This is a genomic window from Streptococcus troglodytae (assembly GCF_002355215.1).
In the GTDB taxonomy this organism is placed as follows: Bacteria; Bacillota; Bacilli; order Lactobacillales; family Streptococcaceae; genus Streptococcus; species Streptococcus troglodytae.
In genome coordinates this window covers 391,228-409,778 of record NZ_AP014612.1, presented here as the reverse complement: position 1 = coordinate 409,778, position 18,551 = coordinate 391,228, and the positions used below count along the sequence as shown (strand labels likewise).

Genomic DNA, 18,551 nt, shown 5'->3' with positions numbered 1-18,551 from the left:
TTTTCTCTTCTCCTCTAGTTAACATCTTCAAAGCGTTCCAAATTTAGTTCTTGGGCCACATGACGCTCTTGATGTTCTTGCTTTTCTTTTTGATTATAAATTTGACTCGTTTTCAAGAAATCATAGTTATTTTTTTTGTTCTCTTTCCTAGAAGGATTTTTTGGCTCTGAATAATTTTTGGGAAGCTCAGCCAAGATATAAGTATCTTGATGGAGATGATCGGAAAAACGTCCCAACTCATTTTTAGGAGCCTTAGTTACTTTTTCAGATTTTTTAGTACTTGTTCTAGAAACCGATTTAGGGTAATCATTTGTAATTAAGGATTGTCTTTTCTTTTTTAGATCCCACCTGGCTTCTTCACGCGCTAATTCGGCATAAGTTTTTCCTGCCTTTTGTGTCACAAGGCGGTCTGAAGCTACTTTCTGAGGATTAGGATTATCAGGTATAAACTGATAATCTTGAGTTACGTCGTTATAAACCTTATCTTCGTAAGGACCGTGGATATTTGTGATCAAGTCTTCGTTTTCATATAGACGCATTGTTTTAGGAACTGCAACCACAACGTCATTATCATCAACTAAAGGAAACTTTCTTTCACGACTCATTAACTCACATCCTTTCTGAAACATTCCTATTATAAACTAAAAATAACTTTTTTAAAAGGTATCATGAAGAAATTCCTAAAATTTCTTTTATTTCTTCAATACTCATACTGGCACGACTCTCATTTCCATCTAACACAGTTGTCACTAAATTCTTCTTGCTTTCTTGGAGTTCTAAAATTTTCTCTTCTATTGTTCCTCGAGTAATCATACGGTAAACCTCAACATTCTCTTTTTGACCAATACGATGAGCGCGACTAATAGCCTGCATCTCGATGGCTGGATTCCACCATAGATCAATCAAAACGACCGTATCTGCTCCTGTTAGGTTAAGACCGACACCACCAGCTTTCAAGGAAATTAAAAAGGTGTCCTTACTGCCATTATTAAAAGCATGCGTCATTTCTTGACGCTCATTAGCAGGAGTTGAACCCGTCATCTTATAACTCGTTAAACCTAAGGCCTCTATTTCTGTTTCTGCTAGATCAAGCATATCACGAAACTGAGAGAAGATAAGTGCTCGGTGCCCATTTTCTTTGATCTGTAGTAGAAGCTCACGTAAACTGGCCAATTTCCCACTGTCATCATCATAATTCATAAAAAGTTTTGGCGTATCGCAAATTTGACGTAGACGTGTGATACCTGAAAGAATTTCAATTTTTTGCCGATTAATTTCAGAATCAGAAGAATGACGAATGCTGTCTTGCATCTGCCGCAATTGTGCCAAGTAAATCGCCTTTTGACTATCTATCAATTCATTATGATAATTAATTTCAATCAAATCTGGCAATTCAGGTAGGACATCCTCTTTGCGGCGGCGCATGATAAAAGGACTGATATAGCGAGCCACACTTTGCGGATCCATCTTAAGAAATTCTTTTTTAGTAGGTAAAAGTCCAGGCAAAACAATTTGAAAAATGGACCAAATCTCTAAAAGTTTATTTTCAATAGGTGTACCTGATAAAGCAAAACAATTTTTGACATCAAAAGCACGCAAACTTTGTGCTATTTTGGTCTGAGTATTTTTCATAACTTGAGCTTCATCTAAGATTAAATAGTCAAAGTTCAGTTGATTATAGAGATTAAAATCTTGCCTGAACGATGCATAACTGGTAATTGTAATTTGATGATTTTCTGCAATAATCTCATCTCTTACTGCCTTTAAACCATATGAGACAGCAACATCTAACTGGGGGGTGAACTTTTGACATTCATCTTGCCAATTATAAATCAAACTCGAAGGTGATAAAATCAAGACTTTAGAATCTTTATCTAAGCGGCTTGTTAAAAAAGAAAGGGTCTGCAAAGTTTTTCCCAAGCCCATATCATCAGCTAAAATACCACCAAAACCGTACTTATCAAGCATAGACATCCATTTGATACCTCTGAGCTGATAATCACGTAAATTGGCATTAACTTCAAATTCTGGTAAAGAAAAATCTTCTGGGTGCCGTAGATCTTTGACTAATTGACTGAAGTCCTCTGAAAAGTAAACATTATCCATATTCTGAAGGGTTTCAGAGACCTGATAAGCTGCAAATTTATTAATCTGCAAATGTCCATGATGAGGTTTTTGGGTACGCAGGTTTTGCAGCGCTTGGCTAACCTTTTGGGTTTCTTCATCAAAGATAATTAATTTTCCTGATTGGCTAACAAAATAGGAATGGTTTTCAAAAAGTGCTGTTAAAGCATTATCAATATCATTTTCAAAAATTGTTGAAAAATCAAAAGAAATATCCAACAATCCCTGATTGGTCTTAATATCAATTTGAGGTTTTTCAAGATAACGTAACGCTTCAATAGAAGGTGAAAGCAATACCTTACCAAACCGTTCAAAATGACTTAAGGTCTTTGTAAAAAAGTTATAAAGCTCTTCATCTAGTAAAGGGGGATGATAAGACCTAAAGCCTTGTGAAAAGCCATACTGTTTCAAAAGATTAGTAATCTTTTTTTCTTTTTTAAAGTTGCTAGTAAAAGGAAGAGCCTCTCTTTCCTTGGTATTGGACACTTTTATCTGTCCATAATCAAAAGTCAATTCCAACAGAATTTCTCGATTAGCTAATAGACTGAACGTAAACACCACATCAAAATCACGAATATCAAAACTTGCTGGTGCTTCAACTTCACCAAGAGTCTTAAAGTCTAAAAGGCTTGCTGCCAATTTGGCCTGATCTTCAAAATCAAAATAAATATGTTTCGCCAAGTCTTTTTCTAAAGGCAGACTTCTAATTGCAGTTACCAATTTTCTTTGCTTATTGTTCAGATGATAAAAGGTATTATGATAGAGCAAATAGTGATTATCAAAGAAAAAAGTTGCTGTTTTTTCTTTGATAATCAACTCAATTGACTGACGATGAACAACTATCTTAAAATGATAAAATTGATTGGAACTATCCAACTCTGCAAAATTAATAGTATGATAATCCTGATGCTCTCCTTCAAAAGAGAAATCATAGAGTTGGTTTAAAAGTGTCACTCCTTCTTCCAAAAAACCGCTCGTAAAAGTTAAATTACGGGCATGATTAGGCATAATAAAATCTGTGTCTACTTGATTTGAATCTGGCAGAATGCGCCATAAAAACTCAATTAACTCCTGACTGGCAGTATCAAATTGCAGCAAGGAAAGCGGTTCATAGTAATTTTTTCCTATCTGATAATAAGATTCCTTCTTCACCAATAATAAAAAAGCTTTTATATCACGAATAACATAAGAACGTTCATCGGGTAAACGATTGATTTTCAAAGTCCACCAAAAATCAGAAGAAAAAGGACTTTGACTGCCTTGAGCAGATAAACGATATTTAACATCATCATCTTCATTCATGTTTAAACCATCAAGGAAAAGGCTGCCAAAGGAAGTTTTCTCTTTTCTTTCTTCAAATTTTTGTTCATCAGCCAACAAATTATCAGCCAAATTTTTACCTTTGGGGTGATTTTTCAAATAATGTTCAACTGCAGCTAAATGAGAACAATAACCTCTTTTTTGAAACATGCTACAAGGACAAGAAACTAAATCATCTTCAAGAGAAAATTGGATCTTATAATCAGCAACCTGTACTAATAGTGAATTATCTTTTTCTTCTAGAATAGAGACTAAATCTTTTTCATAAAAGTGGATGCCCTCATTGCGGACACGCCCCGGAATCAATTTGCTCATCTTTCTTCCACCCTTATTTTTATCTCTTAATTATAACATATCTAAAAAGACTTTTCTTGGGTGAAAAACCTTTTAAAAAAATAGAAAAATCCCACCTAAAGATGAGATTAATTTTTAATACTTTCTAAAACGTTGGTAACGTTTTTCAAGTAAATTGGTCAAAGGCAATTGATCCAGATCCTTTAATTCTTCAATTAAATTGGTCTTGATCATTTGAATAATCTCACTTGAAAAATAGCCATGTTCAGGAATTACCTTGTCAACAACCTCCATTTTGAACAATTCACCAGCTGTAATTTTCATTAGTTCAGCGGCTTCAATTGAGCGGCTGCCGTCTTTCCAAAGAATAGAAGCAAAACCTTCCGGACTAAGTACCGCATACATCGTATGCTCAAGCATCCAAACCTTATCAGCAACCGCTAAAGCTAGCGCTCCACCTGAGCCTCCTTCACCAATGATAATAGCAATAATCGGAACTTTAAGGTCACTCATTTCTAGCAAATTTCTAGCAATCGCTTCACCTTGACCGCGTTCTTCAGCTCCAATACCTGGATAAGCTCCTGCTGTGTTGATAAAAGTGACAACCGGTCTTTTAAATTTTTCCGCTTGTTTCATCAGACGCAAAGCTTTCCGATAACCTTCTGGATTGGGCTGGCCAAAATTGCGATTAAGATTATCCTGCAAATTCTTTCCTTTTTGAACGCCAATGACGGTTACTGCTTGACCATTCAAAAGGCCAATGCCTCCAACAATAGCAGCATCATCTGCAAAATGACGATCTCCATGTAGTTCCATAAAGTCATCAAAAATTTGCTCTGCATAATCCAAAGTTGTCAAGCGCGATTGACTGCGAGCTTCTTTGAGTATTCTTGATACGTCACTCATTTGCTACCTCCATGAAATGCGAGCAGCTTAGCAATTGTTTTCTTTAATTCTGTTCTTTTAACAATGGCATCAACAAAACCATGTTCCAAAAGAAATTCTGCCTTTTGAAAGCCTTCAGGCAAGGTTTCACGAACAGTCGTTTCAATGACACGGCGTCCAGCGAAACCAATCAAGGTCTGAGGTTCTGCTAAAATAATATCCCCCTCCATAGCAAAACTAGCCGTAACACCGCCCGTTGTAGGGTCGGTTAATACTGTTAGATAAAAGAGACCAACATTGGAATGCCGCTTTACAGCAGCAGAAATTTTAGCCATCTGCATCAGACTCATAATACCTTCTTGCATACGAGCGCCTCCTGATGCTGTAAAAATAACAACGGGTAGCTGCTCTTTTTTGTCATATTCAAAAAGGCGTGTTATTTTTTCACCAACAACAGTCCCCATTGAAGCCATAATAAAATTAGAATCCATAATAGCCAGTGCTGCCCTTTGTCCTGTAAACTCAGCAGTTCCTGTCACAACAGCCTCATCAAGACCTGTTTTAGCTTGTGCTGCTGCTAACTTTTCCTTATAATCAGGAAAATTGAGTGGATCCTTACTCTCAATACCTGTGAACATCTCTTGGAAAGAGTCTTCATCAACTATAATGGCAAGTCGTTCCTTGGCTGAAATCCGAAAATTATAGGAACATTTAGGACAAATTTTTTCTGGTCCTAAATCCTTTTGATAAATCATATGCTTACAAGCAGGACATTTAGCAAATAATTCATCCGGAACTTCAGGAGTCTCCCGCTCCTTTGTCTTTTTCATCGAGTATTGGGGATTTATGCGAATATACTTGTTTTTTCTTTCAAATAAAGCCATATCAGCACCTATTCTTTATCATTTGCATAAGCGGGTAAAAAAGTTTCCATCAAAAAAGAAGTATCATAATCACCAGCAATAACATTTGGATTAGAAATTAAATCCAACTGAAATTCTGCATTCGTAACCACGCCATTTACTTCAAATTCATACAAAGCACGCTGCATTTTCATCAAAGCATCAAAGCGATTTTCCCCATGAACAATGATTTTGGCAATCATACTGTCATAATAAGGTGGAATGGTATAGTTATTGTACATAGCACTATCGACACGCAAACCAACGCCACCACTTGGTAAAAACAGATCTTCAACTTTACCCGGGCTAGGTGCGAAATTAAATTTAGGATTTTCCGCATTAATCCGACATTCAATAGCATGACCTGAAATAACAATATCTTTTTGTTGATAGGTCAATTCTTGACCAGCAGCAATTTTAATCTGTTCTTTAACGATATCAACACCAGTCACAAATTCTGTCACAGGATGCTCTACTTGAACACGTGTATTCATTTCCATGAAATAAAATTGTCCTGAAGCCTCATCTAATAGGAATTCAATTGTTCCGGCATTTTCATAAGCAACTGCTTTAGCGGCGCGAACTGCCGCATCACCCATTTTACCACGAAGTGTTTTTCCAATAGCTACAGAAGGGCTTTCTTCTAAGACCTTTTGATTATTACGTTGCAGTGAACAATCACGTTCACCAAGGTGAATAATATTGCCAAAAGAGTCCCCCAGTATTTGAACTTCTATGTGGCGAGCGGGATAAATGACTTTTTCCAAATACATAGCGCCATTGCCAAAAGCTGATAGGGCCTCTTGAGAGGCTGACTCAAATGCTGCTGTCAGATCTTCTTTTTTATCAACCTTACGGATGCCTTTTCCACCACCACCAGCAGAAGCTTTCAGCATAACGGGATAGCCAATATCTTGGGCGATTTTTAATGCTTCTTGGGCAGTAAAAACTTCCCCATCTGACCCAGGAATAACAGGAACCTTGGCTTTAAGCATTTCAGAACGTGCATTAATTTTATCACCCATTTTGTCCATAACAGATGCAGATGGGCCAATAAACTTAATACGCATCTCTTCACACATAGTTGCAAATTTAGAATTTTCACTTAAAAAACCAAAACCTGGATGAATAGCTTCAGCCCCAGTTACAATAGCTGCTGATAAAATAGCATTCATATCGAGATAAGAATCCGTTGACTTGGCAGGTCCAATGCACACGGCCTCATCCGCTAAGAGAGTATGAAGCGATTCTTTATCTGCTTCTGAATAAACTGCAACAGTCACAATTCCTAATTCTCTGGCTGCTCGAATAATACGCACAGCGATTTCACCACGATTGGCAATCAAAATTTTCTTAAACATAAAATAAGATACCAAAGGCTTTAAAAACAAACGAAAATAGAAAATCTGCAGAAATCTCTCTAATGATACAAGCAAATTAGCCTTTTCACACTGTCTTTAGCCCGGGTTCAATTCCTTTCCGTGTATTTGTGGGAACAAACTCTTAAAAACTAACAGTTATAGCATTTCAATTTCCAATGGCAAAAGTTAAGGTACCACTTGCAGCCAATTTCCCATCTACTTCTGCCTTAGCTTCAACTACTGCAATTGTTCCACGACGCTTAACAAACTTAGCCGTCATAACAAGTTGATCTCCAGGAACAACTTGTTTTTAAATTTCACTTTATCCATACCTGCATAAAAGACAAGTTTTCCTTTTTCTCTTCTTTTGATAATTCCAGAACACCTGCTGTTTGTGCCAATGCTTCCATAATCAGAACACCCGGCATAACAGGATATTTAGGAAAATGACCATTAAAAAAAGGTTCATTAATGGTTACATTCTTAATAGCAATAATTTCATCATCACTAACTTCAAGAACGCGATCAACCAATAACATTGGATAACGATGAGGAAGGGCCTCACGAATTTTATTAATGTCAATCATTTGATACGTACCAATCCCTTTCCAAATTCAACGACTTCTTCATTGTCCACTAAGATCTCAGTGACAACGCCATCTTTTGGTGCTGGGACTTCATTCATAACCTTCATAGCTTCAATGATAAGTAAGGTTTGTCCTTTTTTAACACTGTCGCCAACTGAAATAAAAGCTGGCTTATCAGGAGCTGAAGCTAAATAAGCTACACCAACAAGCGGACTTTCAACGATTTCCCCTTCAGCTGTTTCAGCTACTGGAGTTGCTGCTGTGCTTTCTTCATTTTTAGAGATAGCTGGTGCCGCTTCAGCGTCTACTGATACAACGTTCGGAACTGAATCGGAAGTAGAAACGGGGACTGTTTGGACTGAACTGACAGAGCTCTGCTTATTTTTTGAAAAAGACAATTCATCTGTCCCACTTTTATAAGAAAATTCTCTCAGACTTGACGTATCAAATTGTACCATCAAATCTTTAATTTCTGAAATATTCAAAATTAATCCTCCCAACGCTTAAAGGCAAGAACAGCATTATGTCCGCCAAATCCAAAAGTATTTGAAATAGCATACTTAATATCTGCTTCTTGACCTTGACCATACACAACATTCGCTTCAATATCTTCTGAAAGTTCTTTAGTACCAGCTGTCATAGGTACAAAATGATGACGGATTGCTTCAATAGTGGCAATAGCTTCAACACCACCGGCAGCACCAAGAAGATGACCTGTGAATGATTTTGTAGAAGAGACAGGTACATCCTTACCTAAAACAGCAACGATTGCCTTGCTTTCTCCTTTTTCATTGGCCTGCGTTGATGTACCGTGAGCATTGACATAATTGACTTCCTCTGGTGAGATACCTGCTTCATTAATCGCTAATTTTATAGCCTTGGCAGCACCCGAACCATCAGGAGTCGGTGTTGTCATATGGTAGGCATCACAATTACTTCCATAACCAACAACCTCTGCCAAAATCGTAGCCCCACGTTTTTGAGCATGTTCAAGACTCTCCAAAATAAGAACGGCAGCACCTTCACCCATGACAAAACCATTGCGTTCTTTATCAAATGGAATAGCTGAACGCGCTGGATCTTCTGTTGTAGAAAGAGCAGTCAAAGCGTTGAAACCACCAATACCAATCTTAGTAATGGATGCTTCTGAACCACCTGCAAGAATCACATCATGAAAACCGTATTTAATTTCACGGAAAGCTTCACCGATAGCATCATTAGCTGAGGCACAAGCTGTAGTGATAGATTTGCAGACTCCTTGTGCGCCAATCTTGAGGGCAATATTTCCAGCTCCCATGTTAGACAGAGCTTTAGGAATAAACATTGGTTTAATACGCTTCATGCCACGCTCATGCATACGAATGATTTGATCTTCTAATTCTTGTAAACCACCAATACCTGAGGATACAATAACACCAACACGATCACGAATTTCTTGCGCCATGTCAAGTGCAGCATTTTCAAGAGCTTCCATGGCTGCATAAATGGCATAAAGAGAGTAAGTATCCATACGATTTTTATCTTTTTTAACAAAGTATTTATCAAATGGAAAATCTTGAATTTCACCTGCATTGAAAACAGGAATTTCTGAAGCATCAAACTTAGTAATTGGTTTAATACCGATTTTACCATCATGAAGACTATTCCAAAAATCTTCTGGTGTATGTCCGATTGGCGATGTTACACCATAACCTGTCACTACAACTCTTTTTAATGTCATACCTTTTCTCCTTTTATTGGGGGAATATATTCTAAATTTAAAAATGTATTATTGCATGGTCATGCCGCCATCAATAGCAATAACTTGACCTGTCAGATAATCTTGTTGGGCTAAAAACATAGCAACTTCAGCAACATTTTCAGTCTTTCCAAATGCTTTCATTGGAATTTGATTTAACATAGCGTCTTTCATCTTATCTGGAATACGTTCAGTCATCTCAGATTCGATAAAACCTGGTGCAATAGCGTTAACACGTACATTTCTAGCCGCGACTTCACGAGCAACTGCCTTGGTAAAGCCAATCAAACCAGCCTTAGAAGCTGCGTAATTAGCCTGACCAACGTTTCCAGTAAGTCCGACAACGCTAGACATATTAATGATAGCACCTTGACGAGCTTTGGTCATTGGTTTCAAAACGGCTTTAGTCATGTTAAAACTACCTGTCAAATTGATCTTAAGAACCCTTTCAAAGTCCTCTTCTGTCATTTTCAACATCAGCTTATCATTAGTAATTCCAGCATTATTAACCAAGATATCAATACTCCCCAATGCTTCAGTAGCTTCATCAACCATACGTTTAGCATCTTCAAAATGAGAGACATCACCTGAAATTTTCGCGACTTTGACATCATAATCTTTAAATTCAGCTACTAGGTCCTGAGAAATTTCTGAGCGACCATTTAATACAATATTAGCTCCTGCCTGAGCAAATTTATGAGCAATAGCTAGACCAATACCACGAGTTGAACCTGTGATAAAAACATTTTCTTTTGATTTCCATCTAAAATACCTCTTCTAGTTATCTAAGAAAGCCTGCAGACTAGCTAAGTCTTCAACAGCTGAAATCTTAACAGATTTGTCGATCTTTTTCACAAAACCACTCAAGACCTTACCAGGTCCAATTTCAACATAGTTATTCACACCAAATTTTTGCATTACAGCAATAGATTCATAGAAGCGAACAGGTTCCTTAACTTGACGAGCAAGCAAAGGTTTAATCTCCTGTTCCTCCATAATTTCAGCCTCAGTGTTCCCCACTAGTGGAAGCGTGAAATCTGAAAACTTAATATTTTCCAAAGCTTGAGCCAATTTTTGACTAGCAGATTCTAAAAGGGCCGTATGAAAGGGACCAGAAACTTTAAGAGAAATCAAGCGTTTACTACCAGCTTCCCTTAAAAGTTCCACGGCATAATCAACAGCTGCCACTTCACCGCCTATAACAATTTGTGTAGGAGTATTATAATTAGCTGGACTAACAATGCCTTTAGAGCTGGCCTTCTGGCAAATCTCTTCAATGAGCCTAGAATCAGTATTCATAACAGCAACCATTTTCCCCACTCCAGCAGGTGCTGCTGTTTCCATAAATTCACCGCGTTTAACAACCAAGGCCAAGGCATCTTCAAACGAAATGGCTCCTGCTGCAATAAGAGCAGAATATTCTCCTAGTGAAAGTCCAGCCACAATATCGGGGTGATAACCTTTTTCTTTCAAAAGACGATAAATAGCTACTGAAGTTGTAAGAATTGCAGGCTGTGTATAGCGTGTTTGATTAAGCTTTTCGCTATCGTGATCAATTAAATCACGGATATCATATTTCAAAATTGACTGAGCGGTTTTAAAAGTTTCTTTAACAATTGGGTAAGTTTCATACAAATCACTTGCCATACCAAGTTTTTGAGCTCCTTGACCGGCAAATAAAAATGCTGTCTTTGCCATACCTATTTCTCCACATCTGCCCAGCGTGCTGCTTCAGCCTTAATAACTTCTGCTGCACCGTAATATAAATCTTTCAAGATTTCTTCACAAGTTTCTTCTTTAGTCACAAATCCTGCAATTTGACCCGCCATAACAGAACCATTCTCAACGTCACCATCAACAACAGCATTGCGAAGGGCTCCTGCTCCAAGAACCTCAATATCTTCTTGACTCTTTTCACCACGTAAGAATTCTTTTTCTGCAGTTGCATAGGTAGAAGACAATTTATTTTTGATTGCACGCACAGGATGGCCAACAATAGACGCAGAAATAACAGTATCAATATCTTTGGCTTTTAAAATTTTCTTTTTAAAATTCGCATGAGCATTCGATTCTTTGGCAACTGCGAAACGTGTTCCTACCTGAATGGCTTCAGCACCAAGCATAAATACTGCTGCTGCACCACGGCCATCGGCCACACCACCAGCTCCGATAACAGGAATATTGACAGCATCTACAACTTGACGCACTAAAGTCATTGTTGTTAATTTACCAATATGTCCACCGGCTTCCATTCCTTCAGCAATAACGGCATCAGCACCTAATTTTTCCATACGTCTAGCAAGAGCAACACTAGGAACAACAGGAATGACAGTAATACCTGCTTCATGGAAACGTTCCATATATTTACCTGGGTTACCTGCACCAGTTGTGACAACTTTGACGCCCTCTTCAATAACCAAGTCAACAATATCATCAGCAAAAGGAGATAAAAGCATAATATTGACTCCAAATGGTTTATTTGTCACAGCTTTGATCTTGTCAATATTCGCCTTAACAACTTCTTTGGGCGCATTTCCACCGCCGATAATTCCTAAACCACCAGCTTTTGATACAGCTCCCGCTAAATCACCATCAGCTACCCAAGCCATTCCTCCTTGAAAAATAGGATATTCAATATCTAATAATTCTGTAATACGCGTTTTCATTTTAAATTAAACCTTCTAAGTTTTGCAATCAATAATTTGACAGTCAAACTATTATAATAAAGAAGAAAGAATATTCTTACAAGAATACTCTCAAAATACTACTTATTTTGTTTTTTCTTCAACAAAAGCAACTAAATCACCAACTGTGTTAAGTCCATCTTCAGATTCGATTTGAATGTCAAACTCATCTTCAATTTCGGAAATAACTTGAAAGACATCAAGGGAATCTGCATCAAGTTCATCAAAAGTTGTTTCTAATTTAACTTCATCTGTATCTTTTCCGAGTTCCTCAACAATAATTTCTTGTACTTTTTCAAATACTGCCATTTTCTTTCTCCTTTATAAGAAATAATTTTTTATATACTGTGCCAAGCACAATTGTATAACTAAATTTTAACAATTAAACTGCCCCATGTCAAACCCCCACCGAACCCGTTCAGGAGAACAGTGTGTGAACCATTTAGCTCTATCGTTCCATTTTCGACACATTCGGCTAATAAAATAGGAATACTTGCTGCACTGGTATTACCATACTTCATCATATTAGCAGGAAATTTTTCTCTATCAGCGCCAATTTTTTAGCCATTTTATCCAAAATACGAATATTAGCCTGGTGTAATAAGAAATAATCAATCGCTTCTACAGGCATATCTGACTTCCTAATGAGCGTTGAAATACTTTTTGACACATCACGAATAGCAAAGTCAAATATAGCTCGACCATCCATTTTTAAAAAACAGTTATCTTTTTTATCAACCTGTGAAAAGGGTGACGAAACAGCGTGTTCACCTGATGTCAAACTTTCACCACGACTGCCATCTGAATGAATAGATTCAAATAAAAAATGTTCAGAAGAATCTGCTTCTAAAAGAACACCGCCAGCTCCATCTCCAAAAAGAACAGCTGTTGTTCGATCCGACCAATCGATGATTTTAGATAGAACTTCTGCACCGATAACTAAACCTTTCTGGTACTGACCAGACTTAATCATTTTTTCCGCAGCTGAAAGTGCAAAAATAAATCCACTGCAGGCGGCAGTTAAATCGAAAGCAAAAGCATTCACTGCACCAATTTTCGCTTGGACACAGGCAGCTGTTGACGGCATCATTGCATCCGGAGTAATTGTAGCAACAATAATAAAATCAATCTCTTTCGCCTTTAATGAAGCCTTTTTTAAAAGTTCTTTAGCTACCTGACTAGCTAAGTCACTGGTATCTTCGGATTGACTAATACGGCGCTCTCTTATTCCCGTACGACTTGTAATCCATTCATCACTGGTATCCATTATTTTGGATAAATCATCATTGGTGACAACCTGTGATGGTACATAATATGCTGCTTGACTAATCTTTGCAAAAGTCATTAAACTAACCCCTCAAGAAATTGATGAAGGTTTCTCAGCCCCTTCTCCAAAGCACCAAGCTCCGTCGCATCCATTGCTTCTGTGATTCGATTAACCACATTTTTATGAAACCTATTATGTAAACGATAAAGCAGTCTTCCTTTTTGTGTCAGGGTTAAATAAACAACGCGCCTATCAAGTTGTGAACGCGTCCGTTCAATATAACCCTTTTTTTCAAGCTTATTTAAACTGGTCGTAACTGTTCCCAAAGTTACTAATAACTCATGAGCAATATCACTCGGTGTCACATTGGCATTTTTTCCAATAATATCTACCGTATGCATCTCTTTTAAAGACACATCGTTAAATTGACTTGTTTTCAAGCTCATCTCTTCGATAATCATAATTTTATTGAAAATATCAACTAAATAGGTATTAATTTGTTTATAATCCAATATGTCACCTCCCACACATAAATAAACTTTGACTATCAAAGTTTATCAAAAGATAGCCCAAATTGCAAGTTTATTTAAAATTAAATTATAAAAACAGAAGACTGAGACAAATTTCTATGATTGCTATGCAATCACCCACAAAATAATGTAAATCTATAAGATTACATATAAAAAATTAGGAAATTGTCATTTCATTGCGACTTCAATTAGGTATAAGTTTGATCCTAAAAAACCAAGATGTGAAAATTTAATCAACCACTGCACAATAAAAAGGCGGAACACTTTTGTCCCAGCCTATACTTACACTTTTAACAGGGCAATCAAGAATATTACTTTCCTGTAAATTTAGAACGGCGTTTCTCTGTATAAGCACGCACTCCCTCTTTAAAATCATCTGTAAATGCTAATGACTTTTGCAATTCTAATTCTAGATCCTCATATTCCTGCCAACCTGCAAATGAACTTTGCCAAACCATTTCTTTAATGGCTTTATAAGAATTAACTGAGCCACGTTTCAAACGTGTAATGACACGATCTGTTGTTTTTTCTAGTTTCTCTGGCTCACAGACTTTGTAAACAATACCGTATTCCAAAGCTTTCTCTGCATTTAAAGCTTCACCGGTCATGGCAAGTTGTGTTGCACGAGTAATGCCAATGGCTCTCGTTAATAAGAAAAGTCCTCCGGCATCAGGGGCCAAACCGACATTCACAAAGGCTTGAATAAAACGTGTTTTGTCACTGGCAATACAAAAGTCTGCAGCTACCGCTATATTAGCTGCAGCACCTGCAACTGCACCATCTGTACTCATGACAACCGGCTTAGGCAAACGTTTTAAAGCAAAAGAAATTTTATTGACAAGTTCTGCAATGCGGACAAGAGATTGTACATCATCTGCATCAACAGCTCTTTGCATCTCAACCAGATCGCCACCAACTGAAAAGACTTTCCCATTGGCATTAATCAGTAAAATTTGTACTGTGTCATCCTTTTTAGCAGTATCAATGGCCTTCAAAATTTCCTCACAAATAGGGATATTAAATCCATTAGAAACCTCCGGACGATTCAGCGTTAAAGTCGCCACACCATTATCCACACTGTACAGAATTTCCTTAAAATCCATCTTCTTATTTCTCCATCTCTAACTCAAAATGATTAAATATTAAGATAATCAAATTGTCTGCTTACTTGACAAAAATAGTTTGAAAATCAAAGTTCTTAACTTCTACATTTTATCATAAAAATAAGGAGTTCTCAAAATAAAATAGTTTTTTACGCTTTTTATTTTAAAAGAAAATCAACCATTTCTGTCAAATTAGAAAACAAGCGACTAGCAGCTCTTTGATTAAGTCCAAATGTTCTGTCTTTGATAGCCCAAACTTCTATGCCAGCAGATACTCCAGCAGCAATCCCTTTCTCACTATCTTCAATAATCAGTAATTCTGATTTAGGGAAACCCAACTGATAGGCAGCTTCATTATAAATCGCAGGATGGGGCTTGCTCTCAGGAAATTCTTCTCCCGATAAAACAAGGTCAAAATAATTATAAATCCCTGTCTTATTGAGCGCCAGTAAGATATCTGATTTAGTTGAACTAGATGCTAAAGCTATTTTAAATTGATGCCGCCCGAGTTTTTCTAAAATGACTTTAACATCGGGAAAAATCAAATTTTGGTAAGGCAGAGGATGTTTATTTTTATAGTTAGTATAATCCTTTTGTAACTGTTCAACATCCCAGTTAGCATAATCGTCTCCCAATATCTTTTGCCAAACCTGCTTCATATTACCCCCAATAAAGAATGCTGGTGGTATATGCTTGATGGAAATTCCTTTATCATTTAAAAAAATTTCTCGCCTTCTATAATAAAAACCTTCTGTATCAAAAAGGACACCATCCATATCAAAAATGACTGCTTTAGTTGTCATCACTACCTCTTTCTTTTCTTTATTTTACCACAAAAAGTACTGACAAATTTTCTGAATTTTGCTATAATTTAACTAACTTTATTGATTTTGGAGAAAATATGAAAGTCGTAAAATTTGGTGGTAGTTCATTGGCCTCTGCAATACAATTAGAAAAAGTTCTGAATATCATAAAATCAGACGAAGAACGACGCTTTGTTGTTGTTTCTGCTCCGGGTAAGCGTAACGCCCAAGATACAAAAGTTACAGATGCTCTCATTAGATACTATAGATCTTATACTTCAGATAAAGACGTTACTGCTGACCAATCTTGGATTATCAACCGCTACCGTGCTATCATTGATGAACTTGGCCTTGGTCAAAATATCTTAGAAAAAATTACTAAAGCTATTGTTGATCTTGCAAATTTGCCTATTGAAGATAATGATTTCCTATATGATACTTTCCTAGCCGCAGGTGAGGACAATAATGCCAAATTAATTGCCGAATATTTCAGGAAAAATGGCCTCTCTGCTCGTTATATTCACCCTAAAAAAGCAGGTATCATTGTTACAAGTGAACCCGGTAATGCTCGGATTATTCCATCCAGTTATGACAAATTAGAAGAATTACGAGATAGTGACGAAGTTTTAGTTATCCCTGGTTTTTTTGGTGTTACAATTGATAATCAAATCTGTACTTTTTCGCGCGGTGGTTCTGATATTACTGGCTCAATTATCGCAGCAGGTGTTAAAGCTGAACTCTATGAAAACTTTACAGATGTGGATGGTATCTTTGCAGCTCACCCAGGTGTTGTCCACAAACCGCATTCTATTTCAGAATTAACCTACCGTGAAATGCGCGAATTAGCCTATGCAGGCTTTTCAGTACTCCACGACGAAGCCTTAATTCCTGCCTATCGCGGAAAAATTCCCCTTGTTATTAAAAATACAAATAATCCCGAACATCCAGGCACAAAAATTGTTCTTGCGCATACTGGTGCCACTATACCAGTTGTTGGTATTGCCGGAGATGATGATTTTGTTAGTATTAATCTTTCCAAATATCTGATGAATAGAGAAATTGGTTTTGGTCGTAAAGTTCTTCAAGTTTTAGAAGAATTGAACATTCGTTGGGAACATATTCCGACCGGTATTGATGATATGTCAATCATTTTAAGAGGCCGTGAATTGACCCCTATAAAAGAGCAAGAAATCATCTCACAATTAACGCGTAAATTAGAAGTTGACGAAGTTGAAATTGAACGCAATCTTTCTATTATCATGATTGTCGGAGAAAATATGAAAAATCATATTGGGGTGACTGCCAAAGCTGCTGAAGCATTTTCCAAAAAACATATTAACCTGGAAATGATTTCCCAAGGTTCCAGTGAAGTATCCGTCATGTTCGTTATCAAAACTGAACAAGAAAACAAGCAGTTAGAGCCTTATACCAAACATTTTTTATGGAAGGCGAGTAAATCGTCATTTAATAGGCCAATATTTTTAACTCTATAATTCTTTTAGTAAATAAATTGCTATAGAATTACGGAGTTTTTTATGCCGTAATAAACTGCACTTCCCATACTCATTCATAATCTAACCTAAATAAAACTAACTTCTACAGTTACAGAGCATTTCATACGAAACTTCAATTTTTATACAATTCATATAATGTTAAATATTTTTAACCAACGATTCTTCCTAATATTTAACATCATCTTTGAATAATTAATTAGGCCCTATCATTTTGAATACCAAAAAAAGAAGATTAAGCAATCCTCTTCAAATATCAGTATAAGTCAACCCACTATGTTGACAATAAGTCTATCTCTCTTCCTTCATTACAGTTGATAAAGGACAATAATCGGGAAGACAGGATTCGAACCTGCGACCCCTTGGTCCCAAACCAAGTACTCTACCAAGCTGAGCTACTTCCCGTAATACCGCTCCCTCATCTTCAAAGTGTGCTAGTCCTTTACTAACGCCACTCATGCACCCTGCAGGATTCGAACCTGCAACCGCCTGATTCGTAGTCAGGTACTCTATCCAGTTGAGCCAAGGGTGCTCCTTCTTATTTATGCCGAGGACCGGAATCGAACCGGTACGAAGGTTACCCTTCGCAGGATTTTAAGTCCTGTGCGTCTGCCAGTTCCGCCACCCCGGCCTCCTAAAGCGAACGACGGGATTCGAACCCGCGACCCCCACCTTGGCAAGGTGATGTTCTACACACTGAACTACGTTCGCAATGCCGGCTACATGACTTGAACACGCGACCCTCTGATTACAAATCAGATGCTCTACCAACTGAGCTAAGCCGGCCTATCTCCTCTATATGCGGGTGAAGGGACTTGAACCCCCACGCCCTTAAGCGCCAGATCCTAAATCTGGTGCGTCTGCCAATTCCGCCACACCCGCTTCTCTTGATGACCCGTACTGGGCTCGAACCAGTGACCCTTTGATTAAAAGTCAAATGCTCTACCAACTGAGCTAACGAGTCGTCCTCCCTCTCCTTTCAGAAAAAGACGGTCCCGACGGGAATCGAACCCGCGATCTTCGCCGTGACAGGGCGACGTGATAACCGCTACACCACGGGACCTTCTAAATATGGGAGTTAACGGGCTCGAACCGCTGACCCTCTGCTTGTAAGGCAGATGCTCTCCCAACTGAGCTAAACTCCCTCTTGCTAAGCGACGACCCTATCTCACAGGGGGCAACCCCCAACTACTTCAGGCGTGCTAGGGCTTAACTGCTGTGTTCGGCATGGATACAGGTGTCTCCCCTAGGCTATCATCACTTAACAAGCGTGATCGCTCACTCACGATTGAATAGCTAGCCACTAAAACCAACGCTGCGCCTGCTTCCTTTACTTAAGGAATTGTACTCGGGCTAAATCCTTGGAAAAAAGAGAAATGGTCTGGTGTTCATCGAACACTGCACCCATTTCCTATTTTTCAGGCGGATTTTACGCCTTTAGT

The 18,551-nt window shown here is 37.7% G+C and carries 14 protein-coding genes, 9 tRNA genes, 1 rRNA gene and 3 pseudogenes; 1 reads left to right on the top strand and 26 read right to left on the bottom strand.

The genetic code is table 11. The features are described 5' to 3' along the window. Nucleotides 1-14 precede the first annotated feature (14 nt). The 16 genes and pseudogenes from zapJ to SRT_RS02095 all read right to left on the bottom strand — a co-directional run bounded on the left by zapJ (nucleotide 15) and on the right by SRT_RS02095 (nucleotide 15,598). Nucleotides 15-605 carry a divisome accessory protein ZapJ gene (zapJ, locus tag SRT_RS02170; protein WP_128832876.1) on the bottom strand — a complete coding sequence of 197 codons (591 nt, stop codon included), beginning with the start codon at nucleotides 603-605 and terminating at the stop codon, nucleotides 15-17. 61 nt (nucleotides 606-666) lie between these two features. Then, on the bottom strand, nucleotides 667-3,759 hold the full coding sequence (locus SRT_RS02165; protein WP_128832875.1) for a pilus expression-regulating Snf2 family helicase: 3,093 nt from the start codon (nucleotides 3,757-3,759) through the stop codon (nucleotides 667-669). Between the two features lie 114 nt (nucleotides 3,760-3,873). Beyond that, entirely contained in the window at nucleotides 3,874-4,644 is a 771-nt protein-coding gene (locus SRT_RS02160) for an acetyl-CoA carboxylase carboxyl transferase subunit alpha (protein ID WP_128832874.1), read from the bottom strand. Then, nucleotides 4,641-5,507 carry an acetyl-CoA carboxylase, carboxyltransferase subunit beta gene (gene accD / locus SRT_RS02155; protein WP_128832873.1) on the bottom strand — a complete coding sequence of 289 codons (867 nt, stop codon included), beginning with the start codon at nucleotides 5,505-5,507 and terminating at the stop codon, nucleotides 4,641-4,643. The genes SRT_RS02160 and accD overlap by 4 nt, the downstream gene beginning before the upstream one ends. An 8-nt stretch (nucleotides 5,508-5,515) precedes the next feature. Beyond that, nucleotides 5,516-6,886, bottom strand: a complete 1,371-nt coding sequence (accC, locus tag SRT_RS02150) for an acetyl-CoA carboxylase biotin carboxylase subunit (RefSeq protein ID WP_128832872.1) — start codon at nucleotides 6,884-6,886, stop codon at nucleotides 5,516-5,518. 166 nt (nucleotides 6,887-7,052) lie between these two features. Further along, nucleotides 7,053-7,473: pseudogene (gene fabZ, locus SRT_RS02145) on the bottom strand (3-hydroxyacyl-ACP dehydratase FabZ). Next, nucleotides 7,470-7,958: an acetyl-CoA carboxylase biotin carboxyl carrier protein gene (gene accB / locus SRT_RS02140; RefSeq protein ID WP_128832871.1), complete on the bottom strand. Its 489-nt coding sequence runs from the start codon at nucleotides 7,956-7,958 to the stop codon at nucleotides 7,470-7,472. The pseudogene fabZ and the gene accB overlap by 4 nt, the downstream one beginning before the upstream one ends. A gap of 2 nt (nucleotides 7,959-7,960) precedes the next feature. Next, complete coding sequence (gene fabF, locus SRT_RS02135) at nucleotides 7,961-9,193, bottom strand: beta-ketoacyl-ACP synthase II (protein ID WP_128832870.1); 1,233 nt, start codon at nucleotides 9,191-9,193, stop codon at nucleotides 7,961-7,963. A gap of 48 nt (nucleotides 9,194-9,241) precedes the next feature. Beyond that, entirely contained in the window at nucleotides 9,242-9,949 is a 708-nt protein-coding gene (fabG, locus tag SRT_RS02130) for a 3-oxoacyl-[acyl-carrier-protein] reductase (RefSeq protein ID WP_128832869.1), read from the bottom strand. 39 nt (nucleotides 9,950-9,988) lie between these two features. Next, a complete protein-coding gene (fabD, locus tag SRT_RS02125; RefSeq protein ID WP_128832868.1) occupies nucleotides 9,989-10,909 on the bottom strand; it encodes an ACP S-malonyltransferase in 921 nt (306 codons plus the stop codon). Between the two features lie 2 nt (nucleotides 10,910-10,911). Then, nucleotides 10,912-11,877: an enoyl-[acyl-carrier-protein] reductase FabK gene (fabK, locus tag SRT_RS02120; protein ID WP_128832867.1), complete on the bottom strand. Its 966-nt coding sequence runs from the start codon at nucleotides 11,875-11,877 to the stop codon at nucleotides 10,912-10,914. A gap of 102 nt (nucleotides 11,878-11,979) precedes the next feature. Beyond that, nucleotides 11,980-12,204 (bottom strand): acyl carrier protein, encoded by a 225-nt coding sequence (locus SRT_RS02115; protein WP_002262533.1) that lies wholly within the window; start codon nucleotides 12,202-12,204, stop codon nucleotides 11,980-11,982. A gap of 59 nt (nucleotides 12,205-12,263) precedes the next feature. Beyond that, a pseudogene (locus SRT_RS02110) lies at nucleotides 12,264-13,240 on the bottom strand (beta-ketoacyl-ACP synthase III). Next, a complete protein-coding gene (fabT, locus tag SRT_RS02105) occupies nucleotides 13,240-13,674 on the bottom strand; it encodes a fatty acid biosynthesis transcriptional regulator FabT (RefSeq protein ID WP_002262531.1) in 435 nt (144 codons plus the stop codon). Before fabT ends, SRT_RS02110 begins: the two are co-directional and overlap by 1 nt. A 329-nt stretch (nucleotides 13,675-14,003) precedes the next feature. Then, nucleotides 14,004-14,795, bottom strand: a complete 792-nt coding sequence (gene fabM, locus SRT_RS02100) for a trans-2-decenoyl-ACP isomerase (RefSeq protein ID WP_128832866.1) — start codon at nucleotides 14,793-14,795, stop codon at nucleotides 14,004-14,006. A 158-nt stretch (nucleotides 14,796-14,953) separates the two neighbouring features. After that, entirely contained in the window at nucleotides 14,954-15,598 is a 645-nt protein-coding gene (locus SRT_RS02095) for an HAD family hydrolase (RefSeq protein WP_128832865.1), read from the bottom strand. A gap of 98 nt (nucleotides 15,599-15,696) precedes the next feature. On the opposite strand from SRT_RS02095, the pseudogene SRT_RS02090 reads away from it, so the two are divergent. Further along, a pseudogene (locus tag SRT_RS02090) lies at nucleotides 15,697-17,054 on the top strand (aspartate kinase). A gap of 386 nt (nucleotides 17,055-17,440) precedes the next feature. Here SRT_RS02090 and SRT_RS02085 read toward each other — a convergent pair. From SRT_RS02085 to rrf, 10 genes are all read right to left on the bottom strand, one after another. Continuing rightward, a tRNA-Pro gene (locus SRT_RS02085) sits at nucleotides 17,441-17,514 on the bottom strand. 53 nt (nucleotides 17,515-17,567) lie between these two features. Continuing rightward, nucleotides 17,568-17,641 (bottom strand) — tRNA-Arg (locus SRT_RS02080). Nucleotides 17,642-17,654: 13 nt separating this feature from the next. Continuing rightward, nucleotides 17,655-17,740: transfer RNA gene (locus SRT_RS02075), tRNA-Leu, on the bottom strand. 7 nt (nucleotides 17,741-17,747) lie between these two features. Continuing rightward, nucleotides 17,748-17,820: transfer RNA gene (locus tag SRT_RS02070), tRNA-Gly, on the bottom strand. A 2-nt stretch (nucleotides 17,821-17,822) separates the two neighbouring features. Next, a tRNA-Thr gene (locus tag SRT_RS02065) sits at nucleotides 17,823-17,895 on the bottom strand. 14 nt (nucleotides 17,896-17,909) lie between these two features. After that, a tRNA-Leu gene (locus SRT_RS02060) sits at nucleotides 17,910-17,991 on the bottom strand. Nucleotides 17,992-18,000: 9 nt separating this feature from the next. Then, nucleotides 18,001-18,073: transfer RNA gene (locus SRT_RS02055), tRNA-Lys, on the bottom strand. Between the two features lie 26 nt (nucleotides 18,074-18,099). Further along, nucleotides 18,100-18,172, bottom strand: a tRNA-Asp gene (locus tag SRT_RS02050). 9 nt (nucleotides 18,173-18,181) lie between these two features. Next, nucleotides 18,182-18,254, bottom strand: a tRNA-Val gene (locus SRT_RS02045). Between the two features lie 4 nt (nucleotides 18,255-18,258). Next, a 5S ribosomal RNA gene (gene rrf / locus SRT_RS02040) occupies nucleotides 18,259-18,374 on the bottom strand. Between the last annotated feature and the right edge of the window lie 177 nt (nucleotides 18,375-18,551).